Origin of the sequence: Methanoculleus sp. UBA208 (genome assembly GCF_002498065.1) — an archaeon.
Classification (GTDB): Archaea; Halobacteriota; Methanomicrobia; order Methanomicrobiales; family Methanoculleaceae; genus Methanoculleus.
The window spans coordinates 34,668-50,456 of the sequence record NZ_DAFZ01000093.1 but is presented as its reverse complement, the minus strand read 5'-3'; the positions used below and the strand labels follow the sequence as shown (position 1 = coordinate 50,456).

General features: G+C 64.2%; 15 protein-coding genes. 5 read left to right on the top strand and 10 right to left on the bottom strand.

Annotated features, from left to right (window positions below; translation table 11 throughout):
• Positions 1–249: 249 nt before the first annotated feature.
• Together BRA62_RS09575 and BRA62_RS09570 are read right to left on the bottom strand one after the other, a co-directional pair.
• Positions 250–1,233 carry a hypothetical protein gene (locus BRA62_RS09575; RefSeq protein WP_292366347.1) on the bottom strand — a complete coding sequence of 328 codons (984 nt, stop codon included), beginning with the start codon at positions 1,231–1,233 and terminating at the stop codon, positions 250–252.
• A gap of 178 nt (positions 1,234–1,411) precedes the next feature.
• Entirely contained in the window at positions 1,412–2,044 is a 633-nt protein-coding gene (locus BRA62_RS09570) for a hypothetical protein (protein WP_292366346.1), read from the bottom strand.
• Between the two features lie 219 nt (positions 2,045–2,263).
• Here BRA62_RS09570 and BRA62_RS09565 point away from each other — a divergent pair, with 219 nt between their 5' ends.
• Complete coding sequence (locus tag BRA62_RS09565; RefSeq protein ID WP_292366345.1) at positions 2,264–2,677, top strand: hypothetical protein; 414 nt, start codon at positions 2,264–2,266, stop codon at positions 2,675–2,677.
• A gap of 20 nt (positions 2,678–2,697) precedes the next feature.
• Here BRA62_RS09565 and BRA62_RS09560 read toward each other — a convergent pair whose 3' ends face one another.
• Positions 2,698–5,136 (bottom strand): DNA-directed DNA polymerase, encoded by a 2,439-nt coding sequence (locus tag BRA62_RS09560; RefSeq protein ID WP_292366344.1) that lies wholly within the window; start codon positions 5,134–5,136, stop codon positions 2,698–2,700.
• The gene (locus BRA62_RS09555; RefSeq protein ID WP_292366343.1) at positions 5,129–5,995 is read right to left on the bottom strand and encodes a malate dehydrogenase; all 867 of its coding nucleotides are present in this window, start codon (positions 5,993–5,995) and stop codon (positions 5,129–5,131) included. The genes BRA62_RS09560 and BRA62_RS09555 overlap by 8 nt, the downstream gene beginning before the upstream one ends.
• A gap of 203 nt (positions 5,996–6,198) precedes the next feature.
• Here BRA62_RS09555 and BRA62_RS09550 point away from each other — a divergent pair, with 203 nt between their 5' ends.
• Positions 6,199–7,086 (top strand): dihydroorotate dehydrogenase, encoded by an 888-nt coding sequence (locus BRA62_RS09550; protein WP_292366342.1) that lies wholly within the window; start codon positions 6,199–6,201, stop codon positions 7,084–7,086.
• Positions 7,079–7,843: a dihydroorotate dehydrogenase electron transfer subunit gene (locus BRA62_RS09545; RefSeq protein ID WP_292366341.1), complete on the top strand. Its 765-nt coding sequence runs from the start codon at positions 7,079–7,081 to the stop codon at positions 7,841–7,843. Before BRA62_RS09550 ends, BRA62_RS09545 begins: the two co-directional genes overlap by 8 nt.
• Positions 7,844–8,016: 173 nt before the next feature.
• On the opposite strand, the gene BRA62_RS09540 is transcribed toward BRA62_RS09545, so the two are convergent.
• From BRA62_RS09540 to BRA62_RS09515, 6 genes are all read right to left on the bottom strand, one after another.
• Complete coding sequence (locus tag BRA62_RS09540) at positions 8,017–8,229, bottom strand: hypothetical protein (RefSeq protein WP_292366340.1); 213 nt, start codon at positions 8,227–8,229, stop codon at positions 8,017–8,019.
• Positions 8,230–8,509: 280 nt separating this feature from the next.
• Positions 8,510–9,772: a WD40 repeat domain-containing protein gene (locus BRA62_RS09535; protein ID WP_292366339.1), complete on the bottom strand. Its 1,263-nt coding sequence runs from the start codon at positions 9,770–9,772 to the stop codon at positions 8,510–8,512.
• 271 nt (positions 9,773–10,043) lie between these two features.
• A complete protein-coding gene (mobA, locus tag BRA62_RS09530; protein ID WP_292366338.1) occupies positions 10,044–10,679 on the bottom strand; it encodes a molybdenum cofactor guanylyltransferase in 636 nt (211 codons plus the stop codon).
• Positions 10,680–10,696: 17 nt separating this feature from the next.
• A complete protein-coding gene (locus BRA62_RS09525) occupies positions 10,697–11,608 on the bottom strand; it encodes a ketopantoate reductase family protein (protein WP_292366337.1) in 912 nt (303 codons plus the stop codon).
• A 24-nt stretch (positions 11,609–11,632) separates the two neighbouring features.
• Positions 11,633–12,103: a methylated-DNA--[protein]-cysteine S-methyltransferase gene (locus BRA62_RS09520; protein WP_292366336.1), complete on the bottom strand. Its 471-nt coding sequence runs from the start codon at positions 12,101–12,103 to the stop codon at positions 11,633–11,635.
• Positions 12,091–14,100 carry an ATP-dependent DNA helicase gene (locus BRA62_RS09515; RefSeq protein WP_292366335.1) on the bottom strand — a complete coding sequence of 670 codons (2,010 nt, stop codon included), beginning with the start codon at positions 14,098–14,100 and terminating at the stop codon, positions 12,091–12,093. The genes BRA62_RS09520 and BRA62_RS09515 overlap by 13 nt, the downstream gene beginning before the upstream one ends.
• Before the next feature lie 237 nt (positions 14,101–14,337).
• Here BRA62_RS09515 and BRA62_RS09510 point away from each other — a divergent pair, with 237 nt between their 5' ends.
• Together BRA62_RS09510 and corA are read left to right on the top strand one after the other, a co-directional pair.
• Positions 14,338–14,589, top strand: coding sequence for a DUF5654 family protein (locus BRA62_RS09510; protein ID WP_292366334.1), 252 nt, complete (start codon positions 14,338–14,340; stop codon positions 14,587–14,589).
• 61 nt (positions 14,590–14,650) lie between these two features.
• On the top strand, positions 14,651–15,673 hold the full coding sequence (corA, locus tag BRA62_RS09505) for a magnesium/cobalt transporter CorA (protein WP_292366333.1): 1,023 nt from the start codon (positions 14,651–14,653) through the stop codon (positions 15,671–15,673).
• Positions 15,674–15,789 lie beyond the last annotated feature (116 nt).

Genomic DNA, 15,789 nt, shown 5'->3' with positions numbered 1-15,789 from the left:
CGCCCGGCCTTCGGCCCCCTCCTCCGCACCTGCGGTGCTCAAATTCCTTCCCCGAAGGGGAAGTCGTTCCCCACCCCGAGGGGCGGGGGCAGTGCGTGGCGATACCCCCACGAAATCCGTACACGGGATATAGCAGGTAACAAGCACCACCGGCCCTACATGCCGATAACGTCCCCGGAAACAACCCTATGTTATTAGCAAGGGCGCGGCGAAGCCGCCGGATGGAGTGGGTCCAGCCAGAAAATGAGACTACCCCCCTCCCCCACCGGCACGGAACGGGCAGAAACTCCTGAGTGCATACAGCAGTCCCCCGTAGCCGAGGCTGACCGCGATGACCTGGACGATCGCCCCGAGCAGCGGAATGAAGGTGAGGATCTGCAGGATCACGAACCCCAGGACGAAGGTCCACGAACGCCCCGGCTTCCACCCTGCCCGGGAGGCGATGACGTCCCCGAGGGCGTATGCGACAAAGAGCGACGAGAGCATCAGGGCAACGATCAAGAGCAGCCCGCCGACGAGCGCGAGAGGGAGACCGATGATCGTGATTGCGACGATGACGAGGATGATCGCCGATACGATGATCGCAACGAACCCCACGATCGTCAGGACGACCGGGCTCTTTTCGACCTGCCGGACCACCGCCGCGAACGGGTCCGGGAATACCCTGATGAGGAGAAGCCCGAGGATGAGGAACCCGATGGCGGCGAGCACCGAGAAGAGGCCGGGTAACAGCAGTCCCGGCTCCTCGGGCTCCTCATAGGTCACGTTCCCGGCCGTGCCGGCGTTGTTGAAGGTTTCGCTCGAAACCGTCAGGTTGCGGAGAACCGATCCCGCGTTGGTGACCTCCCCCGCCGAGATGAACGCGTCGCGCTCGATGACGGCATCCTCCCCGATCCTGACCGTGCCCCCGGTAATGAGGGCGTTCGTCGCGTTCCCGTTCAACTCGATCTCGCCCCCGGCGGCAAGCACCTTCCCGCCGACATCGCCGTTGACGATCAGGGTGCCCCCCGCGGCGATGATGTCGCCGGCGACCGGCGCATCTACCGTCACCATGCCTCCGGCAACCGTCAGGCTGTCGACGGGGGCGCTGACGGTCACGGACCCGCCCGAGGCGACCACATCGTCGGGGATGGGGGTGTCGATCACCTGCTGATCCCCGCCGAGGAAGGTGAGCGCCTGGGCTCCGGACGGGATGAGCAGCAGACCGAGGATGATTATTGCCAGATGCTTCATACGGCCCGGATAGATCACTTCCCCTCAAAAAAGTTCGTGCTGGGCCCAAAGTGATCCCGGGGCGACATTGTTCACAGCCGGTATGGAAGCCGTCCCGGTGGTGTGCAAACGGTGAGGCGGCAGCCGGGATCGGCCCGACGGGCTTCCCGGCAAAAAATGCGTGGTGGACCTGCGCCTGCTACACCAGATTCTTAAGGCGGTTCTTGAGCTCGGCGATCGCCTCGTCCTTCCCGGAAATATCCGACTCCTGGAGCAGGCGAATGTTCTCCTCGACCGATGTAGCGAGCCACTCGTTCGGGACGCCGGATACGGGGAAGAGTTCCTGCCACTCAACGGAGCCGAACGGGATCACCTTGACCAGTTTTCCGAGGATGTTCCAGTCAACGACCCGGTAGTCCTCTCCGGTGCTGGTATCCGCGACCTGTATCGACCGGTCCTCGTTGCACCTGAGGACCCGGCCATGGATGACGTAGACGCTCACCTCATCCTTATCGGTGAAGGAGATCTGGACCACGTCGTCCGGCTGCGGACTCTCGGGCACCATGTAGAGGGCGATATCTCCCGGATACATCAGGTCAGGCTCGTAACGGTCTGCAATACCGATGTACCCGGTATCGGAGACATAGAGCCGGAGATATTCCTGATAAAACTTCCGGATGATCCAGTAGACCGCGCCCGGGTGCGTCTCCGCCAGTTTCAGGAGGAGATTGTGGATGGCGCTCGGAATGCTCTCCGGTCGCTCCAGCACCTCACGGGCCAGCCTCTCATATGCTTCTACAACACCGGCCTCTGTCTGCGTTGCTTCTGCCATTATCAACAACCCCGGTGCATAATACCGGTGGTAGAATAAAAGTGTTCCTCCGGTCATTTACGGTGCTCCGTCCCACCCGGGTTCCGTGCCCATCCTCCTGCTGTCCCGGGAGGGACGAGATCGCCGGTCGCCGCCGGGTTCGGATGGGACTGCCGGAGGCGAAGAGAACTATAACGCTTATATTCGACCGTGACAATACAGTAAAGCAGAGGAATTGATATGGGTGGCATAAAGGATTCTACGTATCTTGATGTCCAGAAGACCCTTGCCCGGCGGTTCTCTCCCCAGGAAGGGTGGCAGTTCGCATGGTCTCCCGCCGGCAGTGTGCAGCCGGAGTGCATGCTCTCCCGCCGGGTTGCCGGCAGGACGGAACGGGTGCTCGTGAACGTGAAGATGGCTCCCGAGGTCCCGGCAGGTGCCATCGAGGCGCTCGAGGCTGCCGCAAGCGCCGGCAAAGTCGATAAGGCCGTTCTCGTCGTACCCGGCGGGGCGAACGTCCCGGCGGTTCCCGAGGGGATCGATGTCCTGGAGATGGGTAACTGGCAGATCGTCGGCGGCCGCATCGCCTGGGCGAAGAACATCGAACGCACTGCGCTCCTCGAAGAAGAGCGCGCGAAAAGGGGTCTCGCGTAACGCGGCCCTCAAAACTTTTCTTACATTCCGAAATCAAAGAGCGTCGTCCGTGACGGGTCGACATCGTGCCAGTCCCACCCGAGCGGCTCTATGATTCGCGAGAGTGGACCTTTGAGCGTCTTTTCAAGCATCGTCTCCCAGTCGACGACGAACTCCGGCGGCACCTGGTCGGCGTACTCGAAGCAGACCACGTCTGTGCGCGGGTACTTCGCCGTGACGGTCTTGATGTAGACGCGTTTGGGCTTGCTGCCCCGCTTGAAGTCGGTCCCGAGGTACATGTTCGAATACTTGGCGCCCCGGATATGAGCGTCGTCGTTCTCGTAGTTCTCCAGGTTCTTCCCGATCCCGCCGGGAATACCTGCCTCGTCGAGGGAGTACTCCCCGCGGCGGTACTTCCTGATGACGTCGCGCAGGTATGCCTGCACGTCGCTGAAGGCGTCCCCGCGGAGGATCATCTCGAGGACGGCGCGCTGCACCTCCCGCGTGATCTGCGGGGAGTCGCTGCGCCGGATCTCGAAGCCGACGACGTCCACCTCGTCGACGTCCTTGCCCTCCTTCCAGATCAGGTGCCCGGCGTAGCGCTTCTTTTTGCCGGCCTGGAAGAAGCGGCGGTAGACCTTCTCGAACTTGATGGAGAAGTAGTGCGTATCGGCGTTCAGTTCGGCTTTCGCGAAGTCGCCGTAACTCGCGTTCAGCCGCGCCTCGATCTCCCTCGCCCGCGCGATGGTCTCCTCGAGACCCGCCGGGGGAACCTCGACCATGCAGGAGTCGGTGTCGCCGTAGATGACCGTGTAGCCGAGATCAGTGATGACGTCGCGGGTGTGCCGGATGATCGCCCGGCCGACCGACGTGACCGCCGACCCGATCTCGCGGTCGTAGAGCCTGAACCGGGTGTAGCCCGAGACCCCGTAGTAGGAGTTCATAAGCACCTTCAGGACGTTCTGCTGGAGATCGTAGAGGACGTACTCCGACGATCCGAAGGGGTACCGGTTACGAAGCCGCTTGCGTTCGTCGCGCTCCTCGAGAAGTTCGGCGATGATGCTCCTCGTTAACCCGTCCGGCTCCCGGGCGAACCGGATGCCGTTCGGTGCCCGCAGTTCGCCGTCGGGGTTCTTCGTCTCGGGCGAGGCGTTGATCGTCATCATCGCCATCGGGTAGAGCGATTTCAGGTCGAGGACCACCACATTCTCCCGGAGGCCCGTCGCGGGCTCAAAGACGGTCGCCCCCTCGAACTCGTCTCCGGCGGCAAGCCCTTTTGAGGGGAGGACGAACGTGCCCGACGCCTTCCGGAGAACGAAGATGTCGATGACGTTCGAGGAGTTCAGCGTCCGGTCGAGCGGGCACCCGACGTACCGGGCGATCTCCCGGTAGAACTCGATGATGTTGTTCTTTTGATCGATCCCGACGCAGAGCTCGACGTCGCGGTAGTTGTACTCCACGAGCCGGGCCGGGTCGGACCGCCAGAGGTCGGTGATCGTCCCGGTGTAGCGGACTTTCGTCTCTCCGAGTTCCTCCACGGCGATCGCATCGAGCCGGTAGGACTCCTTCTGGGCCTGGTGCATCTTCCGGTAGGCGGAAAGAAGGTCGAATACCGCCCTCCCGCGGACGGCGTTCCGTTCGGTCTGCCCCGGCAGGCGCGCGAGGTCCTCGGGCCGGAGACCGAGCGCCGCCATCCGCTTCAGGATGTAGGGAATATCGAACTCCACGAAGTTCCAGCCCGAGAGGATATCGGGGTCGCGCTCCCTGACGTAGGCGATAAGCCCGCGGAGCATCGAGACCTCGTCGGGGTACCCGACGACCCGGTGCCGCTCGTTGATACGGAGGTCGGGTGCGTCGCCCGGCGCCGCGCCGGGCTGCCAGAGGAGAGTCGTGTAGTCGTTGTCGAACGAGTCCCAGCAGGTGACGCAGATGATCGGGTCCCGCTCGGGCTCGGGGAACCCCTGCTCGTCCACGCACTCGATATCCATGATGCAGGTGCGCGCGGGAGCCGCAACATCGGACGGTGCGAGTTCGCGATAGTCGATCACGGAGGCGCCGGCGGGGAGCTCCACGCCGGCACGGAGGCCGCAGTCTATCATGAACCGGGTGGCAAACGGGATATCGGCCTCGTAGTGCTGCCGGAACAGGTCGCGGGCGTCACGGACGTCGCCGGGGCGCCGGGTGTAGAGGCGGCGGAGCGGCTCGCCGCGAATGGAGCGGTAGGCCGTCCCGGGCTCCGGTTCGACCACCTGCGGGAGGGATCTGCCGTCCACCTGATCGGCGGGCGCGTAGAAGTAGGGCCGAAATCCGGTCACGTCGATCTTGACCGCTCTCCCTACGGCGTCCCGGCCGAAGATGTGGATGACCGGGATATCGGCGCCGACGCTGTATTCCACCTGGTGAATGCCGACCCGGACCTTCCCGAAGTCCTCCAGGGTGGCCGGGGTGCTTATGCGAGACGCCAGCACCTGATCAGACATCGAATCTCCTGCAGAGAGCCCGGACGAACGCTCCCGCCTCCGCCATCTTCGCACCCTCCCACTCATCGAGTTCCCACTCCTCGATGCCGAGGATTCCTTCGCGGCCGATCCGGGCAGGAACACCGAGGGAGCAGCCGGAAAGACCGTATTCCCCGTCAAGCACGCACGAGCAGGGGAGGATCTCGCGCCGGTCGTCGAGGACGGCGCGAATCAGCATGGCGATGTGGTATGCGGGGCCAAAGACCGTCCCCCCTTTGCCGCTGATCACCTCCATGCTCGCCCCCCGCATCCGGGAGAGGCTTGCTTCGCGCTCTTCGAGGCCGAGATCGGCGCCGGTCTTCGAGAAGACCGGCACCTGGTGCTCGCCGTGCTCGCCGAGCACCCAGGCGGGACCCGTGACCCCCGCCTCGCCGAGGAAGCGGGCAAAGCGGGCGCTGTCGAGCTGGCCGCCGAAACCGATGCACCGTTGCCGGCCGATGCCCATCATCTTCCAGAGGCCGTAGTTGTTCGCGTCCATGGGGTTGGTGACGGTGATGACGACCCCGGGGAACCCTCGCAGGAGCTCGCTGCAACGCTTCGCCACGGGGATATTGGCCTCGAGGAGGTCCGCCCGTGTCTTGATCCCGGGCGTCCTCGGGGTGCCTGCCGCAAAGACGAAGATATCGGCATCCCGCATCGCCGCCGTATCGGTGGAGACCGTGACATCGATGCCCGTGTGCTGCAGGTCGAGCACCTGTGCCCGGAGAAGGGGCTGGTATACGTCGTAGACAACGATCTCGTCGACGAGACCGAGCGCGGCGGAGATAAATGCCGTCTCGCCCCCCACCTTTCCTACACCTAAGATTGCGAGCGAGGTCATGGTATCGGTCCTGTGCAAATATCGGTGAATATTGTGCGCGTGAAGAGGCTCCTGCTCGCACGGAGAATAATGATCCGGCAGGAAAAGCGACATCTTGCCTCTTTCCGTACCGGAATCCGGGCTCCGGAGAGCGGATCTCAACTGTCCCTCACCAGTACACTTGGCGCGAGAGTATAATAATACTCTACTCCCACCTTTTTTCAATGGTTGCGCTTTATCCAGGCCCCATCGAGGTCGGCGGCATCCGGTTGAAGAACCATCTTCTGCTGGCGGCCGGCATCCTCGGAACCACCGGGGCGTCGCTCGCGCGCATCCTGCACAACGGTGCAGGCGGCGTGGTCACGAAATCCATCGGGCCGAGCCCGAAAGAGGGGCACCCCGGACCCTGCCTGATCGTCGTCGACGGCGGTATCATCAACGCCATGGGCCTGCCGAACCCCTCGGCCGCGTTCGCGGATGAACTGGCCGCCCTTCAAGGGGAGCCGGTGATCGCGAGCATCTTCGGGGGGACGCCGGAGGAGTTCCGGACGGTCGCCGGATGGTTCGCCGGCAGGGCCTCAGGGCTCGAGCTGAACCTCTCCTGCCCCCACGCGGAGGGCTACGGGGCGGCGATCGGGAGCGACCCGGCTCTCGTGGAGGAATGCACGAGGGCGGTGGCCTCCCTCGGGGTCCCGACCTGGGTGAAACTCACACCGAACGTCGCCGATATCGCCGATATCGGGGCGGCCGCAGAGCGCGGCGGGGCGGATGCGATCGTTGCGGTCAACACCCTGAAGGCGATGCGGATCTCGACGGCTCTCCGCCGGCCGGTACTCGGGAACCGGTTCGGCGGGCTCTCGGGAAAGGCCATCTTCCCCGTCGCGGTCCGATGCGTCTACGACCTCTACGAGGCATGCTCCATCCCCATCGTCGGGTGCGGCGGAATCTCCACCGCCGACAACGTCGTCGAGATGATGATGGCGGGAGCGAGCGCCGTCGAGATCGGGAGCGCCGTCATCGACGATATCGGCATCTTTGGAGCAATTGCAAACGATCTTTACAGCCACGACGGCATCGACGCACGCGAGATCGTGGGGTGCGCCCATGCATGAGCAGATGCCCGCCGCCGTTACGATAACGGAGATAGTGGAGGAGACGCCGTCGATCAGGACGTTCGTCTTCGACCGCGAGATCGCCGCACGGCCGGGCCAGTTCGTGATGGTCTGGGTGCCGGGGGTGGACGAGATCCCGATGGCCCTCTCTTCCCCGTCCTCGATCACCGTCCAGAAGGTGGGGGACGCGACCGCCGCCCTTTTTTCGATGCACGAGGACGACCGGATCGGTATCCGGGGTCCGTACGGGAACGGGTTTACGGTCTCCGGGCGGACGCTTGCCGTCGCCGGCGGCGTCGGCACCTCGCCGCTGCTGCCGCTCATCACGGCCGGGCAGGTGGACACCTTCCTCCTCGGCGCCCGGACGGCCTCCGAGCTCCTCTTCGCCGACCGGATACGCGACGCGGCAACACTGATGATCGCGACCGACGACGGGACCGCCGGCCACCACGGGTTCGTGACCCAGCTCTTATCAAGGGTGGATCTCGCCGACTTCAACCACATCTGCGTCTGCGGTCCCGAAGTCATGATGGCGGCGGTGCTCGCCGTCCTTGACCGGGAAGGGTGTGCGGAGCGGGGACAGTTCTCCCTGCACCGCTACATGAAGTGCGGGGTCGGCCTCTGCGGCTCGTGCTGCACCGACCCGCACGGCCTGCGGGTCTGCAGGGACGGCCCCGTATTCTCCGGCGACGTCCTGCTCGGGAGCGAATTCGGGCGCTACACGCGCGACGCGAGCGGGAGCAGGCACCGGGTCTAATGGACCATTTCATCTTATTTTGCGCTATCTGGTGTTGGTCGTCGCTCCAGGATCACGGGTAGCCTTTTTTGCGCGAAACCATGTGAATGGAGTGGGGTGCGGTCATGCTGCACGGATGAAGACGACCTCTTCTCTGTCAGGCTCGTCCCCACCCCGCCCGCGCTCCGCGCTCCTCAGACGCACCTGCGGTGCTTGAACTCCTGCCGTTCGCTACGCTCCCGGCAGTCGTTCCCCGCCCCGAGGGGCGGGGGCAGTGCATGGAGATATCCGGTGGGAAGCCGTGCATGGTTCTTCTCCGGGATCGCCTCCATGAAGTGGACCGTGGGGATATCGCCATTGGGGGAGGGGCTGACGGGGAGGGGGCATGCCCCCTCCCCTGTCTCCACCTCACAGGTTGCTACCTGTAACCCCCACTCGAAGGCCTTCGGCCCCCCCCTTCCTGAGGGGGCGGGGGCAGTGCGTGGCGATAACCGGAGGTGAGCCGTATCCCAGGAGCAAGCCGGGACCCTGTTCTTCTTCGGGGTCCCCCGCTGATGGATACCCGCACACTTCTCTCCGCCCCCTGACAGAGCAAAACCGGGGCATTCGTGGCAACGCGAAAGGCAACAGCCAGGTAAAAATCTAGGTATAATGCTCCGCTAGCGCCCTGCCCCGCTCAAAAAGGGTTCAGGCGAGGAAGCCTTCCTGGGGTTCAAAGAGGAGAGAGACGATGTTCTCCACCCACCCGAGCACCCGCGTGGTGATCGGAACCTCCTCGGCCCGGGCCCGGGCGTTCGTTTCCGCAACCGTATCCGTGCTGTCGTCCGGAGAGGACGGGTTGACGGTCGCTTCGCTCGCGGTCTGGTTCAGGGGTTCGACTTCGTCCAACTCGGCCTCTATCGGCTCCTGGTTTCCGATCAGGGCTGCATCGTCCGTGAAGAGACGGATGGACCGGTCGCCCTCGCCGCCCCCGACGACGAGGAACGAACCGTCGGGGGTCACGGCAACGGACTCCGCACGCCCGTTGAGGCCGATCTTCTGGAGCTCGGCTCCCGCACGATCGAGGACATAGATCGTCCTGCCGGATGCGGCGAAGACCCTGTTCGCCTCGTTTGTCAGGGCCGTCGAGAGGACGGCATTTTCTGTGGGGTATTTCCAGAGGTGCTCACCCTCCCCTGTGGAGAGGTAGACGCACCGGTCGAGCGACCCGGCCGCCACGAACCGCCCGTCGAGGGTGAGGGCAATGCCTTCCACGCATTTGCCGGTCCCGTAACTCCAGGACTCTCCCTCCCTGCTGTTGAGAAGGTAGACCCCCTGGTCATCGCAGCCGATCGCGATCCTGCGACCGTTCTCCGATATTGCAATGCCGTAGCTGTCGGTCCCCATGTCGTAGTCCCAGAGTTGCTTCTTGTTCCGGTCAAAGATGTAGACCGCACCATTGTCGCAGCCTGTGGCTACATACATGCCGTTTGACGAGAGAGCCACACTCCGGTAGATGAAGGTCGTCTTCTCGGCCCAGAGCAGGTTTCCTTCCCGGTCGAAGAGATAGAGCTTGTCTGCAGCGACGCCGATGCGCGACCCTTCGGGCGATATCCCGACATCCTGCACCCGGGACCCGACAGCGGTCTTCCAGAGGACATCCCCCTGCCGGTCCAGAAGGTATACCGTCGAGCCCGCACAGGCAGCGATCGTGGAGCCGTCCTGCGTCACTGCCACAGAACTGACGGCATCGTTGGCCCCCAGCTCCCAGAGAGGAGCATAATCCCCCTCATCCGCGGAGACGGTCCCGCACAGGGCAGCGATAAGACAGCAGAACAGAAGGAGCGACGTTATGATGCGGCCGGCTCGAGGCATCCGGGTTTCACGGCAGGAGTGCGCTGCCTGCACGATTCCGAGAGCCGCCCGATCTTCGGCGGTAGAATTGGATGAAGTCACTTCCCCCGATGACATCAGGCCCTGACTTCTCGGAGAACCCATATAAATGTTGTGGAGGGCGGACCTGCCTCGTTCCCCGGGACGGTTCGCCGGCTCCTCCCCGACCCCAACCAGGGGCTGCACGGGGCCGCCGGGGTTCCGGGAATGCGTATGGGATTTTTAGAAGATCAGGGAATCCCGGGCAGGAAACGGGTGGGACCGACCCGCGATGCGGCAGGCGGGGTGGGATCCCGCCCGCTTAGGGATCGGGGATTTCGCGTGAACAATGGCCGGCGGCCGGCGAGTGTCAGGACGACTCCTGCCCGGGCCCACGCACGTCGTCCCGGCCCCGCCCTGCCGACGTGTCGATCAACTCCAGGTCTTCCAGGTTGTTGATGTTTGTAAACGTCATCAGGCCCGGATCGATCTTGCGGATCTCCTCCATATTCACGTAACGGGTATCCAGGCTCCATATCATCGCCCGGAGCGAGAGCGACTCGTGCTCCTCCAGGTAGCCGAGCAACGCGCTCCTCCGGTAGACCGCATGGAGCGGTTCGAGCATATCGGCGTTCCAGCAGGGAATGGCGGCATCGTATCCGGCAACGGTGTCGAAGAGCAGCCGGACCACCCCCGGGTGAATGCAGGGCATGTCGCAGGCGGCAACGAAGACGTACTCGCCGTGCACCGCGAGCGCCCCCGCGTGCAGGCCGCCGATCGGCCCAAGATCCCTCCTGATATCCGGTATGCACCTGATGTCGTCGAGATGGCCGAACCGTTCGCACTGTTCGGGGTCCCGCGCGACGACCACGATCTCGTCTGCCACCTCCCGCAGGGTATCGATGAGGCGGTCGATGAAGGTCTTGCCCCGGAACGTAAAGAAGTATTTCTCCCGCCCGCCGGCACGCCGTGCCGCTCCGCCAACGAGGACAATCGCAGACCTCATACTTCTCTCTCCGGCCGTCAAAGCTGCTCCCGGAAACGGATCAGTTCGGCGATGCAGGTGTTGTAAGGCGCATCGATGCCGTGTTTCCGGGCAAGCTCCGCCACCGCGCCGTTCAGGAAGTCGATCTCGGTCTTCCGCCCCAGAGTAAGGTCCTGGAGCATCGACGAATGGTGGGCGGCCGTCGCCGGGAGTTGTTCGGTCCGGAGATACTCCAGGTATGCCTCCGGCGTCTCCCAGGGGAGGGCGACGCCCTCGGCCTCCGCCACCCGGCAGGCCTCCTCTACAATCGCGGTGACGACCGCCCAGGCATGCGGATCGGTGAGCGCGCCGTAAGGAACGTTCATGAGAGCGCCGAGCGGATTTAACGCGCAGTTGTAGAGGGTCTTACTCCAGATATCGGTCCTGATCCCGGCGGTCGCTTCCGCCCGGATACCGGCCTCCCGCACGAGGGCGGCGAGAACTTCGACCGCGTCGTCCGTACCGGACGGGAACCGCCCGAGTTTCATGGGCGCCGCCTCCACCGAGACGTGGACTGATGCGTCGCCCCGCCACTCGAACCCGGTGATGATCATCCCGCCAATGACCCGATCGGTGAACCGCGCGATGATCTCCTCGTTTCCAATGCCGTTCTGGAGGCTCATCACCTCGCGCCCCCTGATGACGTCGGCAAACTGGCGGCAGACCGCCTCCGTGTCGGTGGACTTTGCGGCGATGATGTAGTAGTCGGCCTCCTGCCAGGCTTCGGGGAGAGCCTCGGAGCAGCTGAACCGGTATGCATCCTCTCCCCATATGCCGGTCATCAGAAAACCCCGTTTCCGCACCGCATCCGCGTGCCGCGTCCTCGCTACGGCGTGAACGTCCGCGACGCGGGACAACTTTGCGGCAACGGTCAGGCCGACCGCCCCGGCACCCAGGACCACGATCTTCATATCAACTGTTATAATATGGCGGAGTTACCTGTTAACTTCTCGCTTTTCCGGCGTGCAGGGTCCGGGCACACGGCGTTCCATGGCAAGCAGGGCCTCCTTGATTCCCAGGTCCGGGGAAAACCCGCCTATGCCGGTCTTCGCGACGACCCGGTGGCAGGGCACCACGAGTGGGGTAGGGTTTCGGGCCATCGCCGAACCGACCGCCCGGGGTGCGGTCCCGACCCTCCGGGCAACCTCGCCGTAGGTGACGGTCTCCCCGCAGGGGATTGCCCGGACCGTGCGGTAGATCGCGGCAGAGATGGATTCCCCCTCGGTTGCGATGCTCCGGAGGGAGGAGAGGTCCGCCGGCCGCCCTGCACAGTAGCGCAGGATCTCCTCCGGGACCGATCCCGCGATGCCAGCACGTGCGAAACGCACCCGGTAGACGATGTCGTCCTGCCATGCCACGTGGACGTGCCAGAGGCCGAACCGGCACGACCCGGTCACGATCGCCATTTTTCAGCCTCCTTTTTGAAGATATCGGCGGTGCATACCGCCATCTCCCCCTGCATCCACGGCGGCAGCCCGGCATGGACCCGGCGCTCTAGGAACCGCTTATCCCCGAGGACGAGCATCCCCCGGTCTTCCGGCGTCCGGAGCACCCTTCCTAGCGCCTGCAGGGCGCGGTTGACTGCCGGGAGGGTGTAACTGATGAACTCCCCCTCCTCGCCGAACTTCATCCGGAAGTAGTCGATCACCATCCGGCGGACGCGGTTGAACGGCGCGAGCGGAAGGCCGATGACGAGCGCTCCCGCGAGCATCTCGCCCCGGTAGTCCAGACCCTCGCTCCACTTGCCGCCGCAGACCGCAAAGAGGATGCCCGAGCGGCCGGTTCCCGGGAGGGCCATGAACTCCCGGAGCATGGCGGCCGAGGCCGCGGTGTCCTTGGACTCGATGTAGATCTGCTTTCTCCTGATCCGGGGGATGCACCGCTCCGCAAAGGTGTTCAGGAGGTCGTAGGAGGGGAAATAGACCGCGAGGTTCCCCGGAAGGCGGGCAAACGTGGTGATGTAGTCCTCGGTCCGTGCGAGGTTCTCTCTGTCCCGGCGCATCGAGTAGGCGGTGGTGATATCGTTTGCGCAGAGGATGCGGCGGTTCTCCGGGGGGAAGGAGTTCGGGAGCGACATCGCCGTGACGGGAAGGTCGCCGAAGTAGTAGCGGCGGTAACTCTCTATAGGGGAGAGCGTCCCCGAGATCAGAACGCAGCAGGCATGCGCCCGGGCGATATCCTGGAGCTTGGTGCTCGGGTCGATGTTCCTTACCTCGAGCGCCACCGCGCCGCCGTCCTCTTTGCGGTAAACGGTCAGGTAAGCCGGATCGGCGGCGGAACGGAAGATCCGGTAGAAAAACTCGGTCAGCCGCTCGATCGCGCTCTCCCGGAACTCGCCCGCCTGCATATTCTTCTCGCGGAGCCCCTCGCTGATCTTGAGGAGGTCGTCCACGATCTCCTCCATGCTCCGGTAGAGCGTGCCGGAGAGGATCATCCGCTGGAAGATGGCGGGGTCGAACCAGTCCTCGACCTCGTGCGAACCCTTGAGCGCTTCCATGAACCGGGTAATCTGCGGCAGGATCTGGATAATGGCGTCCGCCTGCCGCGATCGCCGGCGTCCGGAGAGTTCGTGCCCGGCCTGCACGATGTCGCGCTCCTCGATCGTCACGCTCTCGATGCTCTGGACGACGTCGCCGCAGTTATGGGCCTCGTCGATGAGCAGCAGGGCGTCGTGCCCCTCGATCCCGAGCGACTGGTAGAGCGGCTCCCGGATCATGTCGTCAAAGAGGTGGTAAAAGTTCACGAGCACCACGTCGGCGTCCCGGGCGGCATGCATCATCGTATCGTACGGGCAGACGTCGCCGCAGAACCCGGCGAGCTGGTCGGGCCAGATAAGCTCGGTGCTCACCCGGTCGGCCCGGACGCGCAGGGCCGCCGACGGGATCATCTTCAGCCCCGCGTCCTCGGGCTCCACAAACGATTTGCCGTGGATGAAGTAGGGGCAGATGAGCGGGTGCTCCGGGTCCATCTTCCGGATCTGCTGCTTGATCTGGCGGTCGTTCGCCGGGACGAGCGACCCCTTCTGCGCCCGTTCCCGCATCAGCGCCGTCGAGAAGGACTTGACACCCTCGCACCGCCGGTAGACATCACCCTCGCCGCCGAGCGGGCACATGCTGGACTTGCCGATGAGGTAAGCGAACCTGAGGTCGCCGCGTTTCTCCCGGACAAGCTGGAGCTCGCGCATGAACGTCGCAAGCTGGCTGATGGTCCGGACGGCGACGAGCACTTTCCGTCCCCGGCTCTCCGCAAGGAGCGCGGAGATCACGCTCGACTTGCCGCTCCCGGTCGGCGCATCGATCATGGCGATGCCGCCGTCGCGTGCGACGGATGCGGCCAGATCAAGCATCTCCCGCTGGTGGGATCGGTACTCCCGGTACGGGAACCAGTCGTCGAGGGTATCCATTGCATACAGGTCGACGGCTGACATCAATGTAGTTTGGGTGCCCGGGGCGAAAGTGAGCGGGACCGAGTTCCGGCAGGAGAGGAAAACGCCGACCGGGAACCTGCCGGGAGCGCTCCATGAGACGCAGATCCCCGTCCTCCGGAGGCGGGCGACTGTGGGCGCCCCCATGGCCGGGCCGGGGCCCGTTGACGAAAGTATTATATAACCGACCGCTTACCGCTCACCGGTGAAAATTATATGTCTTTCAAGACCGAGGTCATTGAAAAGATATCGGCCCTTCTCGCAGCCGCATTCGGCCTGATCGCCGCTCTCGCCTGGAACGGCGCCATCCAGGAACTCTTCACGCTCATCTTCGGGGATCAGAGCACCCTTGTTGCCATGTTCGTGTATGCTATCGTCGTGACGATCATCGCAGTGATCGTGGTCATCCTGATCGGCCGTGCCGCAGCGAAGGCGAAGAGAGAGGATGAGGTGGCGGCAAGAACGTGAGCCCCAAAGACTCCCTCTCTTTTCGGCAAATCCCTCCGAACCGGAACCTATCGGATCTCCGATGAGCCGGCATGACGAAGAGGGTCGGATGACGGGTGCCCGTACACGACCGGTCACCGTTACGGTCACCAATTACGACGAGGCCCGCTTCGACGAGCGGACCTGCACCCGGGCCGGGGAGATCGAGGGACTTGCCCTCCGCCCGGCGGTCACCTGGATAGACGCCGACGGCGTCCACGATACCGAAATGGTCCAGGCAATCGGGGAAGCCGTCGGGATCCACCCGCTGACCCTGGAGGACATCGCGAACACCCGTCAGCGGCCGAAGATCGAGGACTATCGCGATTACCTCTACGTTGCAGTCCGGATGCTCACTCCCGGCGACGGCGAGTTCCATAGCGAGCAGGTCAGCCTGGTGCTCGGGAAAGGCTACGTCGTATCCTTCCAGGAACACCCGGGCGACGTCTTCGAACGCATCCGGGAGCGGCTGCGTGCAGGAGCCGGGCGGCTCCGGAGCGAGGGGGCCGATTACCTCTTCTATGCCCTGCTCGACGCGATTGTCGACGGCTACTTCTCCGTGATCGAGGCCTTCGGGGAGCGTATCGAGGCGGTCGAGGAGGAGGTGGTGGCAGACCCCGACCGGGAGACCCTGCAGGCGATCTACGCCTTAAAACGTTCCCTTGTTGCCCTCCGGCGGTCGGTCTGGCCGCTCCGCGACGTGGTGGCGGAACTCGAACGGGGCGAGTCACCCCTTATCCGGGAACCGATGCTCGTCTACCTCCGGGACGTCTACGACCACACCATAGAGGTTGCCGAGACCGTGGAGACCTACCGGGACACGATGTCCGGGACCCTCGGCGTCTACCTCTCGAGCCAGAGCAGCCGGATGAACGAGATCATGAAGGTTCTCACCATCATCGCCACCATATTCATCCCGCTCACCTTCATCGCCGGGGTCTACGGGATGAACTTTGCATACATGCCGGAGATCAGGCACCCCTGGGGATACCCGGCGGCCCTCGCCTCGATGGCGGTCGTCGCGGCGATGATGCTCCTCTACTTCAGAAAGAAGGGGTGGATCTGATCCGCGGCCGGCACCTCCCCCCGCCGTAACCGGAATACCATTATATCCCGCCACGTCGAACCCCGCGTAAACCTGTTGCGAGCAGAAGCGGGCCGCGTGCGCCGCAGGCAGCAGGA